Origin of the sequence: Paraburkholderia sp. C35 (assembly GCF_003121405.1) — a bacterium.
Taxonomy (GTDB): domain Bacteria; phylum Pseudomonadota; class Gammaproteobacteria; order Burkholderiales; family Burkholderiaceae; genus Paraburkholderia.
In genome coordinates this window covers 35,019-50,478 of the sequence record NZ_QBUY01000059.1, presented here as the reverse complement: position 1 = coordinate 50,478, position 15,460 = coordinate 35,019, and the positions used below count along the sequence as shown (strand labels likewise).

The following is a 15,460-nucleotide window of genomic DNA, read 5'->3' as shown; positions in this document are numbered from 1 at the left end:
CGCTGCTTCAGCCGGATAGCGGCCGACAGCCCCGCAGGCCCGCCACCCACTATCACCACGTCATATTCCATCGACTCGCGCGGACCCGCGAGCGCGTCATTCAGAAGCGTTTCGTTCGACACGGCTTCCCGTCTCCATTCGTTATGTCGTGATCTGCCGACGATAAGGACGCCACCAGGCGCGAACACCCCCCTGCTTGGGTAGACGCTTCGTCCGCAACCAGCACCCAAAGCCCGTCGCTACGGGCTTGTCCATTCCCACCTGATTTGGGTGGTGCTGGGCAAACGACGGCCGCCGTACTGTGGCCGTCACTACGCTGCCACCTGCTTTGCCCGGCCCGGCGGCGTGCACGACAAATCAAGGAGACAACATGCTCATCTGGCAGACCTGCGTCAGGGGTGGCTCATGAACCATTCCACTGCCCTGCCGCCGCGCGCGGCCTGGACCCTGGCGCTCATGCTCACCGGTCTCTACACCGTCAATTTTCTCGACAAGGTCGTGCTCGGCATGGTCGCCGTGCCGCTGATGGCCGACCTTCATCTGTCACCCGCTCAATTCGGCGTGGTCGCGGGCAGCTTCTTCTGGCTCTTCTCGATCTCGACGATCGTGGTCGGCTTCGCGTCGAACCGCGTGTCGGCGCGCTGGCTGCTGCTCGCGATGGGCGTGAGCTGGGCCGTGATCCAGGTGCCGCAGGCGCTCGCCACCAGTGCAATGGGCATCCTCGTCTGTCGTGTGATCCTGGGCGCCGCCGAAGGCCCGGCGTTCTCGACCTCGGTCCACGCCATCTGCAAGTGGTTCCCCGATCACAAACGCAGCCTGCCGATCGCCGTCGTGAGTCAGGGCGCAGCGCTCGGGCTGCTGCTCGCCGGCCTGCTCATTCCGCTCGTCACCCGCACATGGGGATGGCGGATGAACTTTTTCGCACTGTGCGGCATCGGCTTCGTGTGGAGCATCGCGTGGCTCTACATGTCGCGCGACCGGAACCCGCAGGCTGCCGCGTCGGAAGCCGGCACGACCGATGAATCCCGCCGCGACAGCAACACACCCGCCCGCCTGCCGTATCGGACCATCCTCACCGATCCCTCCATCCTGTCGATCTTTCTGCTCGGCTTCGCTGCCTACTGGATGCTCGGCCAGAACCTGACCTGGCTGCCGAGTTACCTCGAAAAAGGACTCGGCTTCGACGGCATCGCAGCGGGCCGCTGGTTTGCCGTCGTGATCGGCGTCGCGTCGCCCTTGAATATCGGGCTGAGCTGGCTGTCCGAACGGATGCTGGCGCGCGGCGCGTCGACGCGCTTCGCGCGCGCGCAGTTGCTGAGCATGATGGCGATGATGGCGGGCGCGCTGTTCGTCGCGGTCGCCGTGCTCGATCTGCCGCCCATCGGCAAGACGCTGCTGTTCGCACTGGCAGGCGCGCTGCCGACACTCTGCTTCCCGCTCGCGCCCGCGCTGCTCGCCGAAGGCGGGCCCGAGAGCCAGCGCGGCGCAATCGTCGCGATCTACACGGCGGTTGCCAGTCTCGGCGCAGCCATCGCGCCCGCCATCATGGGACGCATCGTGCAGAACGCCGGTCCGGCGAGCAGTCACGCATTCGAGAACGGCTTTCTGATCGGCGCGGCGCTGCTGTTCGTCGCGGCGCTTGCAGCGTTGCGCTGGCTGCATCCCGCGCGTTCGAACCGCATGCTCAGCGCCCGCATCGTGCCTGTGTCGGCGTGATCCGGACCGGCCCGACCCTTCCCCGACATCCAGACGCGCGGCCAGCAAGACCGCGCGCTGTCCATAGCAAGCAAGGAGACGTTACATGCAGGCAACCGTTCAGCCTTCCAGCACGGTTCATACGGAAGCAGCCAGCGAGCGCTGGCCATTCAGCGTCGCGCGATGCACGCCCACCATCGGCGCCGAGATCAGCGGCATCGATCTGCGCGAGCCTCTCGACGATGCGACCTGCAACGCGCTGCGCCGCGCCGTGGTCAAGCACAAGGTCATCTTCTTCCGCGACCAGAACATCACGCCTGCGCAGCATGTCGCGTTTGCGCGGCGTTTCGGCGAGCTGGAAATTCATCCCGCGTTTCCGCATCACCCCGAGCATCCCGAACTCGTGCTGCTTGGCCGCAACGACACGAAGCGCGGCCGCGAAAACCTCTATCACAGCGACGTGTCGTGGCGCGACGTGCCGTCGATGGGTTCGATCCTGCGCTGCGTGCAATGTCCCGACGTGGGCGGCGACACGATCTGGATCAACATGGTCGCCGCCTATGAAAACCTGCCCGACGAGATCAAGTCGCTGATCGGCAAGCTGAAAGCGGCGCACGAGTTTCTGCCGCTGTTCGGCATCGTCGTGCCGGAAGAGCAGCACGACGAAATGCGCAAGAAATATCCGCCCGCGCTTCACCCTGTCGTGCGCACGCACCCCGAAACCGGCGAAAAGATTCTCTACGTGAACGAGGCCTTCACGACGCATATCACGAACTATGGCCATCACACCGTGCCGCGCTACCGCTTCGGCTTCGACTTCAAGCTCGCGGAAATGGAATTGCTGCAGTACCTGTTCCGCCAGGCTCAGGCGCCCGAATATCAGGTGCGTCTGCGCTGGCAACCCAACACGATCGCGTTCTGGGACAACCGCTCATGTCAGCACTACGCGGTGCAAGACTACTTCCCCGCCGTGCGCCACATGATGCGCGCGACCATCATCGGCGATCGCCCGTTTTGAAGGCACATGGAGAACAGCAGATGAAAACGCTCAACCGGTTTTATATCGACGGCGAATGGATCGCGCCACACGAAGGCGGCAAGCCGATGGACATCGTGAGTCCGTCGACGGAACTGCCCATCGGCCAGTTGATGCTCGGCAGCGCACACGATGCCGATCGCGCCGTCGCCGCAGCGCGCGCCGCGTTTCCAGCGTGGTCCGACAGCTCGCGCGAAACGCGCATTGCGCTACTCGAACGGATTGCCGCCTGCTATCGCGATCGACTCGGCGAACTGGCCCAAGCGGTCTGCGAGGAAATCGGCGCACCCGTTACGTTGTGCAAGACCTTGCAGGCGCCGATCGGACTCGCGCATCTGCAGGCGACCATCGAAACCCTGCGCAACTTCGAGTTCGAAAGCGTGCGTGGCAAGAGCGTCGTGCGCCGCGAAGCGATCGGCGTCGCCGCGCTGATCACGCCGTGGAACTGGCCGCTGAACCAGATCGTCGCGAAGGTGGCGCCCGCGCTTGCGGCCGGCTGCACCGTCGTGCTCAAGCCCTCCGAACTCGCGCCGTTCGACGCCATGATCTTCGCGGAAATCATGCACGCGGCGGGCACGCCGCCCGGCGTGTTCAACATGATTTTCGGCGAAGGCCGCGAGGTGGGCGCGCGGCTGTCGTCGCACGCGCAGGTCGATATGGTGTCGATCACCGGCTCGACGCGCGCGGGCGTCGAAGTGGCCATCAGCGCTGCGCCGACCGTCAAGCGCGTCGCACAGGAACTGGGCGGCAAGTCGCCGCTCCTGATTCTCGACGATGCCGATCTGCAAGCCGCCGTCACCACGGGTGTCGCGCAATGCATGGCGAACTCCGGGCAGACCTGCATCGCGCCGACCCGCATGCTGGTGCCGCGCGCGCTATGACGAAGCGGTGGCGATTGCCGCGGCTGTCGCGAATGCGATCCCCGTCGGCGATCCGTCGAACGAGGCGACGAAGATGGGGCCGCTCGCGAATCGCGCGCAGTTCGACAAGGTGCAGCGCATGATCGGCATGGGTATCGAGGAAGGGGCGCGTGTTGTGGCGGGCGGCTCTGGCCGTCCGGTGGGACTCGAACGTGGCTTCTACACGAAGCCGACGGTGTTCGCCGACGTGCGCACGCACATGAAGATCGCGCGCGAGGAGATCTTCGGCCCGGTGCTGTGCATCCTGCCTTATGACGATGAAGCGGGCGCCATCGCCATGGCCAACGACAGCGACTACGGTCTCGCCGCCTACGTCGCATCGGGCGATGTGGATCGCGCGCGGCGCATCGCCACGAAACTGCGTGCCGGCTCCGTGCGCATCAACGGCGCGATGCTCGATGTCACTGTGCCGTTCGGCGGCTACAAGACGTCGGGGAACGGACGCGAATATGGCGTGGAAGGGCGGGCGGAATATCTCGAGTGCAAATCGGTGACGGCCTGATCCGCAAGCACCGCAAAGTCAAACGGGAGATGACGTGATGCGTCATCTCCCGTTTTTACTTTTGCACGTCACGCGTTGTCTGCGAATGACGTGCCGCAAAGCGGCACGTCTCGTCAGAACCGATGCGTCATCCCAGCCACGCCGAGAATCTGCTTCGAACCATCGGCGGCGGATACGCCCGGCCAGCTCATGTTGGCGATGCCGTTGTTCTTCATGTAGCCCGCGCGCATGTAGATGCTCGTGCGCTTCGACAGGCTGTGCTCGGCGCCGACCTGAATGCCGAGCGTGTTGTCGTCGACGCCGCGCACGCTGCGGTAGATGCCCGCGACTTCGATCACGTCGGCGGACGTCGCCTGGATCGTCGTGCCCAGTTCCATGATGCTGTACGGATGCACCAGCGACGCCAGCGCGCCCACCGGCCCGACGCCCGGCACTGTCACGACCTGATTGCTAGCCGGCGTCTTGACCTTGTTGTACGCATAGTTGAACTGCAGGTTGACGATACCGAAGCGGTATCCCAGCGCGCCCGTGTAGTGCTCCGTCGAAACCAGATTGAACGTGCTGGCCGGCAGCGGCGTACCGGCAGGCGTCTGACCGAGCGACGCCGTCTCCTGTCCGCCATGCTGGAACTGGTAGGCGAGCGCGGCGTACAGCCCGGCGCCCTGGTAGGTCAGCGCGATATCGAACATGTTGCCCGACGTCGATGGAATCGGCTGCGTCACCGTCACCGGGAACGCGTACATCGCGTAGAGCTTCATGCCCCACATTTCCGGCGACTGATACATGACCGAGTTGCTCTGACGGCCCGACACGTACTGCGTGGCGAGCGTCGCGCGATCGCGTGCGCCGGCGAGGTCAGCGGCTGCGATAGGCGACAGCACTTCGTTACCGCGGAACGGATCGGTTGGATAGACGGCCCAGAAGCTCGGCTGATATTGACGACCAAAGGTCAGCTGGCCGTAATCGTCGTGCTTCAGCCCGACCCACGCCTGACGATAGAACAGCGAGGTCGTATCGGCGAAGAACGCGCCGTTGTTGGCGTTGAAGCCGTTTTCGACGGTGAACGCCGCCTTCAGCCCGCCTCCCAGATCCTCGACACCTCTCAAGCCGAACTGCGAACCCGCCGAGCCGCCGCTGCGTTCCGAAAACGAACTGGCGCCGCGCACGTAGGCCGAGCCCGGCCCGCTTTTGGTCCCCGCGCCGCTGTTCAGGTACTGGCCGAACACGTCGACCACGCCGTAGAGCGTCACGCTCGATTGCGCCGATGCTCCGCCCGCGGCCAACGCCAGGGTAGCGCCCAGCACCCCTTTACTGATCAAACGCATGCACTGTCTCCTCAGTTTTATCTCCGCACGCTTGCGGACCTGTTGCTGCACATTCGCGCCAATGCCGGTCGTTGTATCCGGTCGTCGAAGGGGTTGGCATTACCTGGCAAACCGAAGCAATGACGTCCTCGATGGCTTGTTGCGCAGTCATGGTTGCAGGGGCGTATGAAGGCGCCGCCCACCCGAATGGAGTGGGAACGGGAATACCCGGACCGGCGCGCGGCGTATAGCGGCGCGAAACGCAACGCAGTCGCGGTTTGCTGGAAGATTTCTTTCGGAGGCGCAATGACATTGCGCAGGTGTGCGTGGATCTTTTCGTGTCGGGGAGTAAGGTGATGGAACAACGAAACGCGGTATGCGCGTCGCCCTCTTCGGCCAGGCAACCCCGCCACCCGGACCGGGTGGTTTGACGTGTAGTGTCTGCCACTATTCTTTGATACAGGCCTGGCGCGGATCGACGCGCAGGCATTCACTACAAAACGCGGACGCGCAACGCGCATCACGCGATCCGGCAACCAGGTTGCATGCGGCCAGCGTGACGCGCCAGAGAATCCAGGCGCCACGCCAGCCGACACAGGAGACAAGACCTCATGACGACGGTCACCCCGACTCAACCGGCGGCAACGTCCTATCGTCCCGTTCCCATTCCCGAGCGACGCACATTGGTCGAACAGCGCGCCGACGGCACGCTGATCCTGCGCTCGGCCACCTTGCCGCCCGATATCGCAGAGCAGAGCTTCGCCGACTTCATTCCCGCATGGGCCGCACGTCGCGGCCATCTGCCCGCCTTCCGCGAACGCGACGCACGCGGCGAATGGCGCACCCTCAGTTGGGCCGAACTGTGGCGGCAGGTGCAGATCATCGGCGCTGCGCTGCTGGATCTCGGACTCGGACAGGACCAGCCACTGATGCTGCTGTCCGGCAATTCCATCGAACAGGCCGTGCTGCTGCTTGCCGCCGAATACGTCGGCGTGCCCGCCGCGCCCGTCTCGCCCGCCTACTCAACCCTCAGCAAAGACTTCGCGCGACTGAGCGGCGTTGCGTCGCTCGTGCCGCCCGCCGCGCTGTTCGTGCAGGACGCGGGAACCTGCGAACGCGCACTGGCCGCACTCGCTTCGGCCACTACGCCTGTCATCGCCGTGCAAGGCATCCGGACCGGCGTGCTCTCGTGGGCCGACCTGATAGTCGACGACCTCACGCCGCAACAGGTCGCGCGCGTCGCGCAAGCGCATGCGGCCATCCGTGCCGACGACATCGCGCGCGTGCTCTTCACCTCCGGCTCCACGGGTACGCCGAAAGGCGTGTCGCTGACGTATGGCAATTTCCGCGCGGTCGCTGCGTACTACGCGGACAACCTCGGCTGGCTGCGCGACTGTGAGCCCGTCTTCCTCGACTGGTTGCCGTGGCACCACGGCCTCGGCGGCGTGCTGAACCTCGGCCGCTCGATCCAGTTCGGCGCGGCCCACCATATCGACGATGGCCGGCCGCTGCCGGGCATGATCGAACGCACGGTGCGCAACCTGCGTGACGTGTCGCCGACCATCTTCACCAGCGTGCCGTCGGCGTGGAGCGTGCTGGCGGGCGAGCTCGAACGCGACCCGGAACTCGCGTGCAAGCTGTTCGCGAAGGTTCGCTACTTCGGCTACGGCGGCGCGAGCCTGCCTGGCGATGTGTATCAGCGCATCCAGCGTGTCGCCGAGCAGACTGTCGGCGAGCGCATCGGCTTCTGCACCGGGCTCGCGTGCACCGAAACGAGCGGCATGGGCACCTATTGCGGACGCGCCGATGCAGCGAACGGCAACATCGGCACGCCCGTGCCTGGCGCCGAAGTGAAACTCGTGCCGCTCGAAGGCGGCGACGCACGCTACGAAATCCGCATGCGCGGGCCGCATGTGTTCGGCGGCTACGTCGCGCATCCGGAACTGACGGCGGCCGCCTTCGACGAAGAAGGCTTCTTCCGGCTAGGCGACGCAGTGCGTCTCGTGAACGCCGACGATCCGTCGCAAGGCATGTTGTTCGCGGGCCGCGTCGTCGAAGATTTCAAGCTCACCAACGGCACATGGGTGCGCACAGGCGCCGTGCGTCTCGCGCTGCTCGAATGCTGCGCGCCACTCGTGACGGACGCCGTGATCTGCGGACACGATCACGATTACCTCGCCGCACTCGCGTGGCCCAACGTCGCCGCGTGCCGGGCGCTCGCTCCGGAACTCGCGTCGCTCGATGCCGCTGCGCTCGTGCAGCATCCTGTCGTCGTCGATGCGCTGGCCACGCGTTTGCGCTCGCAGCCGCGCAACGGTTCGAGCCTGCGCATCGAACGCCTGATGCTGATGACGGAGCCGCCTTCCATCGACGCCAACGAAATCGCCGATAAAGGCTACGTCAACCAGTCGGTGACGCGCGCACGCCGCGCGGGGCTCGTCGAACAGCTTTTCCAGATTCATCCGGCCGTGCACATCGCCTGCACACAATAACGACCCGCAAAGGGCATTGACATCAATCGAACAGGAATACTTAGTCATGCAAATCACCAGAACTGTCTTCCGTGACGATCATGAAATGCTGCGCACGAGTGCGCGACGCTTTCTCGAACGCGAATGCGTGCCGAAGCAGGCCGAATGGGACAAGGCCGGCAAGGTCGATCGCGAGACCTGGCTCAAGGCGGGCCGCGAAGGTCTGCTGTGCCTCACGCTGCCGGTGGAATACGGCGGCGGCGGCGGCGATTTCGGTCACGCTGCCGTGCTCAACGAAGAGGTCAACCGTTCGGGCGTCAGCGGGCTCGGCTTCTCGGTGCACTCGGACATCATCGCGCCGTATATCGCGCGCATCGGCAACGAAGAACAGAAGCAGCGCTGGCTGCCGAAAGTCTGCTCCGGTGAAGCGATTCTCGCGATCGGCATGACGGAGCCCGGCACGGGCAGCGACCTGAAAGCCATCCGCACCACGGCCATCCGCGACGGCGACGAATACGTGATCAACGGCAGCAAGACCTTCATCAGCAACGGCCTGAATGCCGACCTCATCGTGATGGTCTGCAAGACCGATCCGTCAGCGGGATCGAAAGGCGTGAGCCTGATCGTGGTCGAAGCGGATCGCGCAGGCTTCCGGCGCGGCCGCAAGCTCGACAAGGTCGGCCAGCATGCGCAGGACACGGCCGAACTCTTCTTCGACAACGTGCGCGTGCCCGTGTCGAACCTGCTCGGCGAAGAAGGCAAGGGCTTCGCCTACCTGATGGCGGAACTGCCGCAAGAGCGCCTGTCGATCGCCATCGGCGCGGCCGCCAAGCTCGAAGCCTGCCTCGATCACACGATCAACTACGTGAAGGATCGCCGAGCGTTCAATCAGACCGTGTGGGATTTCCAGAACACCAAGTTCAAGCTCGCCGACATCAAGGCGCAAGCGACCGCCGTGCGCCTGCTCGTCGATCACTACCTCGGCGAACACGTACGCCGCCGCCTGACGCTGGAAGAAGCCGCCATCGCCAAGCTGTACGCGACCGAAGCGCTCGGCAAGGCACTCGACGAAATGGTGCAGTTGCACGGCGGTTACGGCTACATGCTCGAGTACCCGGTGGCCCGCGCGTTCGCCGATGCGCGCGTCACGCGCATCTATGGCGGCACGAGCGAAGTCATGCGCGACCTGATCTCCCGCAAGCTCTGATGCACGTCCATCAACCGATCACCCCATTCAGCATTCACAAGGAGCAGTGACATGAGTCGCAATGTGTTCGTCGCCGGCGTCGGCATGATTCCGTTCAAGAAGCCCGGCACCAGCGAAAGCTATGACGTGATGGGCGCAACTGCCGTGCGCGATGCGCTCGCCGATGCGGGCGTCAGCTATGACAAGGTGCAGCAGGCATTCGCCGGCTATGTGTACGGCGATTCCACCTGCGGCCAGAAAGCGCTGTACCACGTCGGCATGACGGGTATTCCCGTCATCAACGTGAACAACAACTGCGCGACGGGTTCGTCGGCGCTGTTTCTCGCGCGCCAGGCGGTGGCGAGCGGCGCCGTGGAATGTGCGCTTGCTGTGGGCTTCGAATTCATGGGGCCGGGCGCGCTCAAGTCGGTGTGGACCGATCGGCCGAGCGCGCGCGAACGCGCGCGCGACATGACCGATCAACTCGTTGGACGCCCCGAAGGCCTGAGCAACGCGATTCGCCAGTTCGCGGGCGCGGGCATGGCGCACATGAAAAAGTACGGCACGAAGCTCGAAACCTTCGCGAAGATTCGCGCAAAGGCGAGCCAGCACGCAGCACGCAATCCGCTTGCCGTGTTCCGCAATGTCGTCTCGACGGAAGACGTGATGGCCGCGCCGATGCTGTGGGAAGGCGTGCTCACGCGTCTGATGGCCTGCCCGCCGACGTGCGGTGCTGCCGCCGCCATCATCGTGTCGGAAGAGTTCGCACGCAAACATGGCCTGCGCACCGACGTGACGATCGCGGGCCAGGCGCTCACCACCGATCTGCCCAGCACCTACGACGCACGCGACATGATCCGCGTGGTCGGCTTCGACATGACGCGCGCTGCCGCGAAGAGTGCGTATGAGCAGGCGGGCATCGGTCCCGACGACATCGACGTGATCGAACTGCACGACTGCTTCGCGCAAAACGAACTGCTGACCTACGAAGGCCTCGGTCTCTGCGCGGAAGGCGAAGGCGCAAAACTCGTCGCCGACGACGACAACACCTATGGCGGCAAGTGGGTTGTCAATCCGTCGGGCGGCCTGCTGTCGAAAGGGCATCCACTGGGCGCAACGGGTCTCGCGCAATGCTTCGAACTGACGCAGCAATTGCGCGGCAAGGCGGAAGCGCGTCAGGTCGAAGGCGCGAAGGTCGCGCTCGCGCACAACGTCGGGCTGGGTGGCGCGTGCGTCGTGACCGTCTACAAGGCCGCGCGTTGAGTCTCGCAGATCACAACGCCAGCGTCACGGAGCAATCGACATGATCGACAAAAAGTTCATCGGCAAGGTGCTGCCGACGTTTCGCGCGGTCGCCGAAGCGGGACAACTGCGCTTCTTTGCAAAGGCAACGGGCGAAACCAGCCGCCGCTATGTTGACGAAGCGGCCGCGCGCGACGCGGGTCATCGCGCGCTGCCCTTGCCGCCTACATTTCTGTTTTCACTGGAGCTTCAGCAGCCGGACACCAGCTGGCGCGACGAACTGGGCATCCAGTTGTCGCGCATCCTGCACGGCGAGCAGTCGTTCACCTATCACCGCCTCGCCTATGCGGGTGACGTGCTGCACTTCGAAAGCCGCATCGCCGACATCTACGACAAGAAGAACGGCGCACTCGATTTCGTCGTGCGCGAAACGCGCGTGACGAACCAGCACGGCGAGCATGTCGCCGATCTGCGCAGCGTGCTCGTGCATCGCAACGGCTAACGGAGAACGTTCATGAGCACTCTCACATTCGATAGCGTGAAGATCGGCGACACCTTGCCGCCACTCACGCTCGAACCCGTCAACCGCACCACGCTTGCGCTGTTCGCGGGCGCCTCGGGCGATCACAACCGCGTGCATATCGATACCGACTATGCGCGCAAGGCAGGCATGCCGGACGTATTCGCGCACGGTATGTTGTCGATGGCCTATCTCGGCCGTCTGCTTACGGGATGGGTCGATCAGCGGCAACTGCGCGGCTTCGGCGTGCGCTTCGTCGGCATCACGCACCTCGGGCATCAGGTGACGTGCACGGGCCGTGTCGTCGACAAGTTCGAAGCGGACGGCGAACGGCGCGTGAAGCTGGAAATCCAGACCGCCAATCAGTACGGCGAGCCGCGCGTGGTCGGCGAAGCCGTGGTCGCGCTTTGACTTTGCGCTTTGACCCGGCGCGTTGATTCCGCGCAGGGACGCAATCAGACATACACAGGAGAACATCAGATGGGAAAGCTTGACGGCAAGGTTGCCCTCGTGACGGGTTCGGGACGCGGCATTGGCCGCGCGATCGTCGAGAAGTTTGCGAGCGAAGGCGCGCGCATCGTGGTCAACGATCTCGACGCCGATCCCGCGCACGAAACGGTCGAGGCCTTGAAGAAGATGGGCGTGGAGGCCGTTGCCTGCGTGGGCAACGTGACCGCGCCGGACTTCGCGGAGCGTTTCGTCGGCACCGCGCTCAGCGCATTCAAGGGCATCGACATCATCGTCAACAATGCGGGCTACACGTGGGACGACGTGATCCAGAAGATGAGCGATGAGCAGTGGTACGCGATTATCGATTGCCATATGACGGCGCCGTTTCGCATCCTGCGCGCAGCGTATCCGCACATGAAAGCGCTGCACGCCGCCGACAAGGAAGCGGGCCGCGAGGTGTATCGCAAGATCGTGAATATCTCGTCGGTGTCGGCGTTGAACGGCAATGCCGGACAGATGAACTATTCGTCGGCGAAGGCAGGTGTGATCGGGATGACGCGGGCGCTTGCGCGCGAATGGGGTCGCTTCAACGTGAACGTCAATTGCGTGGCGTTTGGCCTCATTCATACCCGCATGACTTCCGCCGATGCACATGCCGGCGCGACGGTGAGTATCGATGGCCGCGATATTCGCGTGGGCCTGAACCCCGATATGCTGAAGTCGCATGCGCAGCGCAATCCGTTGGGACGCGGCGGTACGCCTGAAGAGGCGGCGGGCGGCGTGTATCTGTTCTGCTCGCCGGAATCGAATTACATCACCGGTCAGACCATTGCTGTGGCGGGGAATCTGCAGTAATTGCGTTGCGTGGAAGTCTGGCTGGTTTCACCCCGGAACTGGCTGGACTTTTTTAGGGCGCCTCGACGTGAGAGGCGCCCTTTTTTGCTTGTAGCCGCTTATAGCAAGGCCACCAGTTCCGGCACCGCGTTGAACAGATCAGCCTCGACGCCATAATCAGCGATGCTGAAAATGGGCGCCTCGGCATCCTTGTTGATGGCAACGATCACCTTGGAATCCTTCATGCCCGCAAGATGTTGAATGGCACCCGAGATGCCGCAGGCGATGTACAACTGCGGCGCGACAATCTTGCCGGTCTGCCCGACCTGCCAGTCATTGGGCGCAAAGCCTGCATCGACGGCTGCACGGCTTGCTCCAAGTGCGGCGCCCAGCCGGTCAGCCAACGGCATCAGCACTTCATTGAACCGCTCACTGCTGCCAAGCGCGCGCCCACCGCTCACGACAATCTGCGCATCGGCCAGTTCCGGCCGCTCGCTCTTTGCGACTTGCCGCCCGACAAAGCTCGACAGCCCGCTATCGCTCACGGCATCGACTGTTTCGATCTGCGCGCTTCCGCCTTGCGCAGACACCGCATCGAAGTTCGTCACCCGCACGGTCACCACTTTCACAGGATCATGCGAGCGCACCGTCACAAGCGCGTTGCCCGCGTAAATCGGACGCTCGAATGTATCGGCACTCACCACGCGCATGATGTCTGAAATCTGCGCGACATCGAGTAAAGCCGCGACGCGCGGCGCGACGTTCTTGCCCATGCTCGTCGCCGGGAACAGGATGTGGCTGTAGCGCCCGGCGACTTGCACGACCTGCGCGCCCAGGTTCTCGGCCAGACCTTGCGCAAGGCAAGGCGCATCGGCGACCACCACGCGCGATACACCCGCTATATGCGCCGCCGCGTTCGCCGCATCCTGCACGCCGTGTCCTGCCACCAGCACATGCACGTCGGCGCCGCACTGCAACGCGGCTGCAACCGTGCTCAGCGTCGCGCTGCGGATCGATGCATGGTCGTGTTCCGCCACGACCAGTACGCTTGTACGTTCATTCATGTCCGTCTCCTCAGAGCACCTTGGCTTCCGTTTTCAGTTTCGCGACCAGCGCGGCCACGTCGGGTACTTTCACGCCCGCGCTGCGTTGCGCCGGCTCTGCAGTGTCCAACACCGTCAGTCGCGGTGAGATGTCTACGCCCAGTTGCGACGGCGTCACGGTATCGAGCGGCTTTTTCTTGGCCTTCATGATGTTCGGCAACGTCGCGTAACGCGGTTCGTTCAGGCGCAAGTCCGATGTGACGACAGCGGGCAGCGTGAGACGCACCGTTTCCAGTCCACCGTCGATTTCGCGCGTCACGGTCGCGCAGTTGTCGGCAATCTCGATCTTGCTGGCGCACGTGGCTTGCGGCAGTCCTGCGAGCGCGGCCAGCATTTGCCCCGTCTGGTTGCAATCGTTATCGATGGCCTGCTTGCCGAACAACACCAGTTGCGGCTGCTCCCTGTCGACTAGCGCTTTAAGCAGCTTCGCCACCGCAAGCGGCTCCAGTTCTGCATCCGTCTCGACGAGGATGCCGCGGTCCGCGCCGATCGCCATTGCCGTGCGCAGCGTTTCCTGACACGCAGTCACGCCGCACGACACCGCGACGACTTCGCTCACGACACCGCGCTCCTTGAGGCGCACGGCCTCTTCGACGGCAATCTCGTCGAACGGATTGATGCTCATCTTCACGTTGGCGAGATCGACGCCCGAACCGTCCGACTTCACGCGCACTTTCACGTTGAAGTCCACCACGCGTTTGACCGCTACAAGTGCTTTCATCTGCTGTCTCCTGTTATTGGTTTAATTCGCCGATGCTTCGGACTCGAAGCCGAGCCCGCGCGCCGTCATGCCTTGAATCGCGGCGGCGTCGAAGCCCCAGTCGCGCAATGCGCGCAAACCGCCCTGCCCGCGCTTCGGCGCAGGTCCGCCGACATGCGACGGCGTCGCGGAAAAACGCGGCGCGGGCGCGGGTTGCACGACGCCCGCCACTTCGACAAAGCTGCCACGCGCGCGATGCTGTGGGTGATCGGGCGCTTCGGAAAACCCTAGTACCGGCGCGACGCACGCATCGCTGCCTTCGAATGCTGCACACCATTCGTCGCGTGTTCGCGCAGCGAATGCCGCAGCGAACGCTTCGCGCAGCACCGACCAGCCGCTTCGATCGTGCTGTTTGGGCAGGCCGGCGTCAGCGAGGCCCAGTCTGTCGAGCAGCAACGCATAAAAGCGCGCTTCGACGGCACCGACTGCCATGTAGTGGCCATCACGCGTGCGATAGCTGTCGTACCACGGTGCGCCACCGTCGAGCAGATTGCTCGCGCGCTGTTCGCGCCAGTTGCCCGATGCGATCAAGCCCCAGACCACCGCGCCGAGTTGGGCGGCGCCTTCCGTCATTGCCGCATCGATCACCTGGCCCGGCCCGCCGCGTTGCACGCCGAGCAACGCCGACGCGACGCCGAGCGCGAGCAGCATGCCGCCTCCGCCGTAATCGCCGACAAGATTCAGCGGCACTGCGGGTGGCCCGTTGTCGCGGCCAATGCCCGACAGCACGCCCGATAGCGCGACATAGTTCAGATCGTGACCGGCACACGCCGCGAGCGGCCCGGTTTGTCCCCAGCCCGTCATGCGTCCGTAGACGAGTTTCGGGTTGCGGGCGAGCGCTGCTTCCGGCCCGAGTCCGAGCCGCTCCATGGTGCCCGGCCGATAACCTTCGATCACGACATCGGCGCGCGCCATCAGATCGAGCGCGACCGCCGCGGACTCCGGCTGCTTGAGATCGAGCGTGATGGAACGGCGCCCGCGCCCCGTGATGTCGATGCGCTTGCCGTTGGTTTTCGGCCCGAGATCGTCGGGTGCGGCCGGCCTGTCGATACGCAGCACGTCAGCGCCCATGTCGGCGAGCAGCATCGCGCCGAACGGGCCCGGTCCTATCGCCTCGAATTCCAGCACTCTGATTCCGTTCAAAACGCCCATGCGCGTGTGTCTCCATTGAAATGCGGCCCGCCTGACGTATCGGCGCGACCTTGATATCGGGCTGTGTCAATCAGGGCGGCAGAGTGCCCCGTGATCGTAGTAAGCCCTGGCGGATAGCGGACAGGACCACCCCGGACGGGTGGCGAAAAGAGCGGGCCGTGCGTGTCAGCGAAAGCTCATGGGCTCGAGTGAAATCAGCGATTGATTTTTATTATGGATGCCGAATTAATTGGAACGAGTACGTGCGATTCGGAAAGACAAAAAGAAAAAGCCCTCACGATGGAG

At 64.2% G+C, this 15,460-nt stretch carries 13 protein-coding genes and 1 pseudogene; 9 read left to right on the top strand and 5 right to left on the bottom strand.

Translation table 11 applies throughout. The annotated features are described in order from the left end of the window. The coding region (locus tag DK391_RS44440) for an FAD-binding protein (RefSeq protein WP_162600920.1) at positions 1-122 on the bottom strand (122 nt) is incomplete at its 3' end. A 283-nt stretch (positions 123-405) separates the two neighbouring features. Here DK391_RS44440 and DK391_RS27875 point away from each other — a divergent pair. From DK391_RS27875 to DK391_RS27865, 3 genes and pseudogenes are all read left to right on the top strand, one after another. Continuing rightward, positions 406-1,716 (top strand): MFS transporter, encoded by a 1,311-nt coding sequence (locus DK391_RS27875; protein ID WP_109481232.1) that lies wholly within the window; start codon positions 406-408, stop codon positions 1,714-1,716. A gap of 85 nt (positions 1,717-1,801) precedes the next feature. Then, positions 1,802-2,713: a TauD/TfdA family dioxygenase gene (locus tag DK391_RS27870; protein ID WP_109481231.1), complete on the top strand. Its 912-nt coding sequence runs from the start codon at positions 1,802-1,804 to the stop codon at positions 2,711-2,713. Positions 2,714-2,733: 20 nt separating this feature from the next. Then, positions 2,734-4,153, top strand: a pseudogene (locus DK391_RS27865) (aldehyde dehydrogenase family protein). 113 nt (positions 4,154-4,266) lie between these two features. Here the strand turns inward: DK391_RS27865 and DK391_RS27860 are convergent. Continuing rightward, positions 4,267-5,478: a porin gene (locus tag DK391_RS27860; RefSeq protein ID WP_109481230.1), complete on the bottom strand. Its 1,212-nt coding sequence runs from the start codon at positions 5,476-5,478 to the stop codon at positions 4,267-4,269. 590 nt (positions 5,479-6,068) lie between these two features. On the opposite strand from DK391_RS27860, the gene DK391_RS27855 reads away from it, so the two are divergent. The 6 genes from DK391_RS27855 to DK391_RS27830 all read left to right on the top strand — a co-directional run bounded on the left by DK391_RS27855 (position 6,069) and on the right by DK391_RS27830 (position 12,181). Beyond that, entirely contained in the window at positions 6,069-7,949 is a 1,881-nt protein-coding gene (locus DK391_RS27855; RefSeq protein WP_109481229.1) for a feruloyl-CoA synthase, read from the top strand. Between the two features lie 46 nt (positions 7,950-7,995). Continuing rightward, a complete protein-coding gene (locus DK391_RS27850; RefSeq protein ID WP_109481228.1) occupies positions 7,996-9,135 on the top strand; it encodes an acyl-CoA dehydrogenase family protein in 1,140 nt (379 codons plus the stop codon). 51 nt (positions 9,136-9,186) lie between these two features. After that, on the top strand, positions 9,187-10,377 hold the full coding sequence (locus tag DK391_RS27845; RefSeq protein ID WP_109481227.1) for a lipid-transfer protein: 1,191 nt from the start codon (positions 9,187-9,189) through the stop codon (positions 10,375-10,377). Positions 10,378-10,417: 40 nt separating this feature from the next. Next, positions 10,418-10,858 carry a MaoC family dehydratase N-terminal domain-containing protein gene (locus DK391_RS27840; protein WP_109481226.1) on the top strand — a complete coding sequence of 147 codons (441 nt, stop codon included), beginning with the start codon at positions 10,418-10,420 and terminating at the stop codon, positions 10,856-10,858. A gap of 12 nt (positions 10,859-10,870) precedes the next feature. Further along, positions 10,871-11,287: a MaoC family dehydratase gene (locus tag DK391_RS27835; RefSeq protein ID WP_109481225.1), complete on the top strand. Its 417-nt coding sequence runs from the start codon at positions 10,871-10,873 to the stop codon at positions 11,285-11,287. Positions 11,288-11,356: 69 nt separating this feature from the next. After that, positions 11,357-12,181 (top strand): SDR family NAD(P)-dependent oxidoreductase, encoded by an 825-nt coding sequence (locus DK391_RS27830; RefSeq protein WP_109481224.1) that lies wholly within the window; start codon positions 11,357-11,359, stop codon positions 12,179-12,181. A gap of 98 nt (positions 12,182-12,279) precedes the next feature. Here DK391_RS27830 and DK391_RS27825 read toward each other — a convergent pair whose 3' ends face one another. Genes DK391_RS27825 through DK391_RS27815 form a run of 3 tightly spaced genes read right to left on the bottom strand, consistent with a single transcriptional unit; the run spans position 12,280 to position 15,175 of the window. Then, positions 12,280-13,224: an FAD-binding protein gene (locus DK391_RS27825; protein ID WP_109481223.1), complete on the bottom strand. Its 945-nt coding sequence runs from the start codon at positions 13,222-13,224 to the stop codon at positions 12,280-12,282. A gap of 10 nt (positions 13,225-13,234) precedes the next feature. Next, on the bottom strand, positions 13,235-13,984 hold the full coding sequence (locus DK391_RS27820) for an electron transfer flavoprotein subunit beta/FixA family protein (protein WP_109481222.1): 750 nt from the start codon (positions 13,982-13,984) through the stop codon (positions 13,235-13,237). Between the two features lie 21 nt (positions 13,985-14,005). Continuing rightward, positions 14,006-15,175 carry a CaiB/BaiF CoA-transferase family protein gene (locus tag DK391_RS27815; protein WP_109481221.1) on the bottom strand — a complete coding sequence of 390 codons (1,170 nt, stop codon included), beginning with the start codon at positions 15,173-15,175 and terminating at the stop codon, positions 14,006-14,008. Positions 15,176-15,460: the final 285 nt, after the last annotated feature.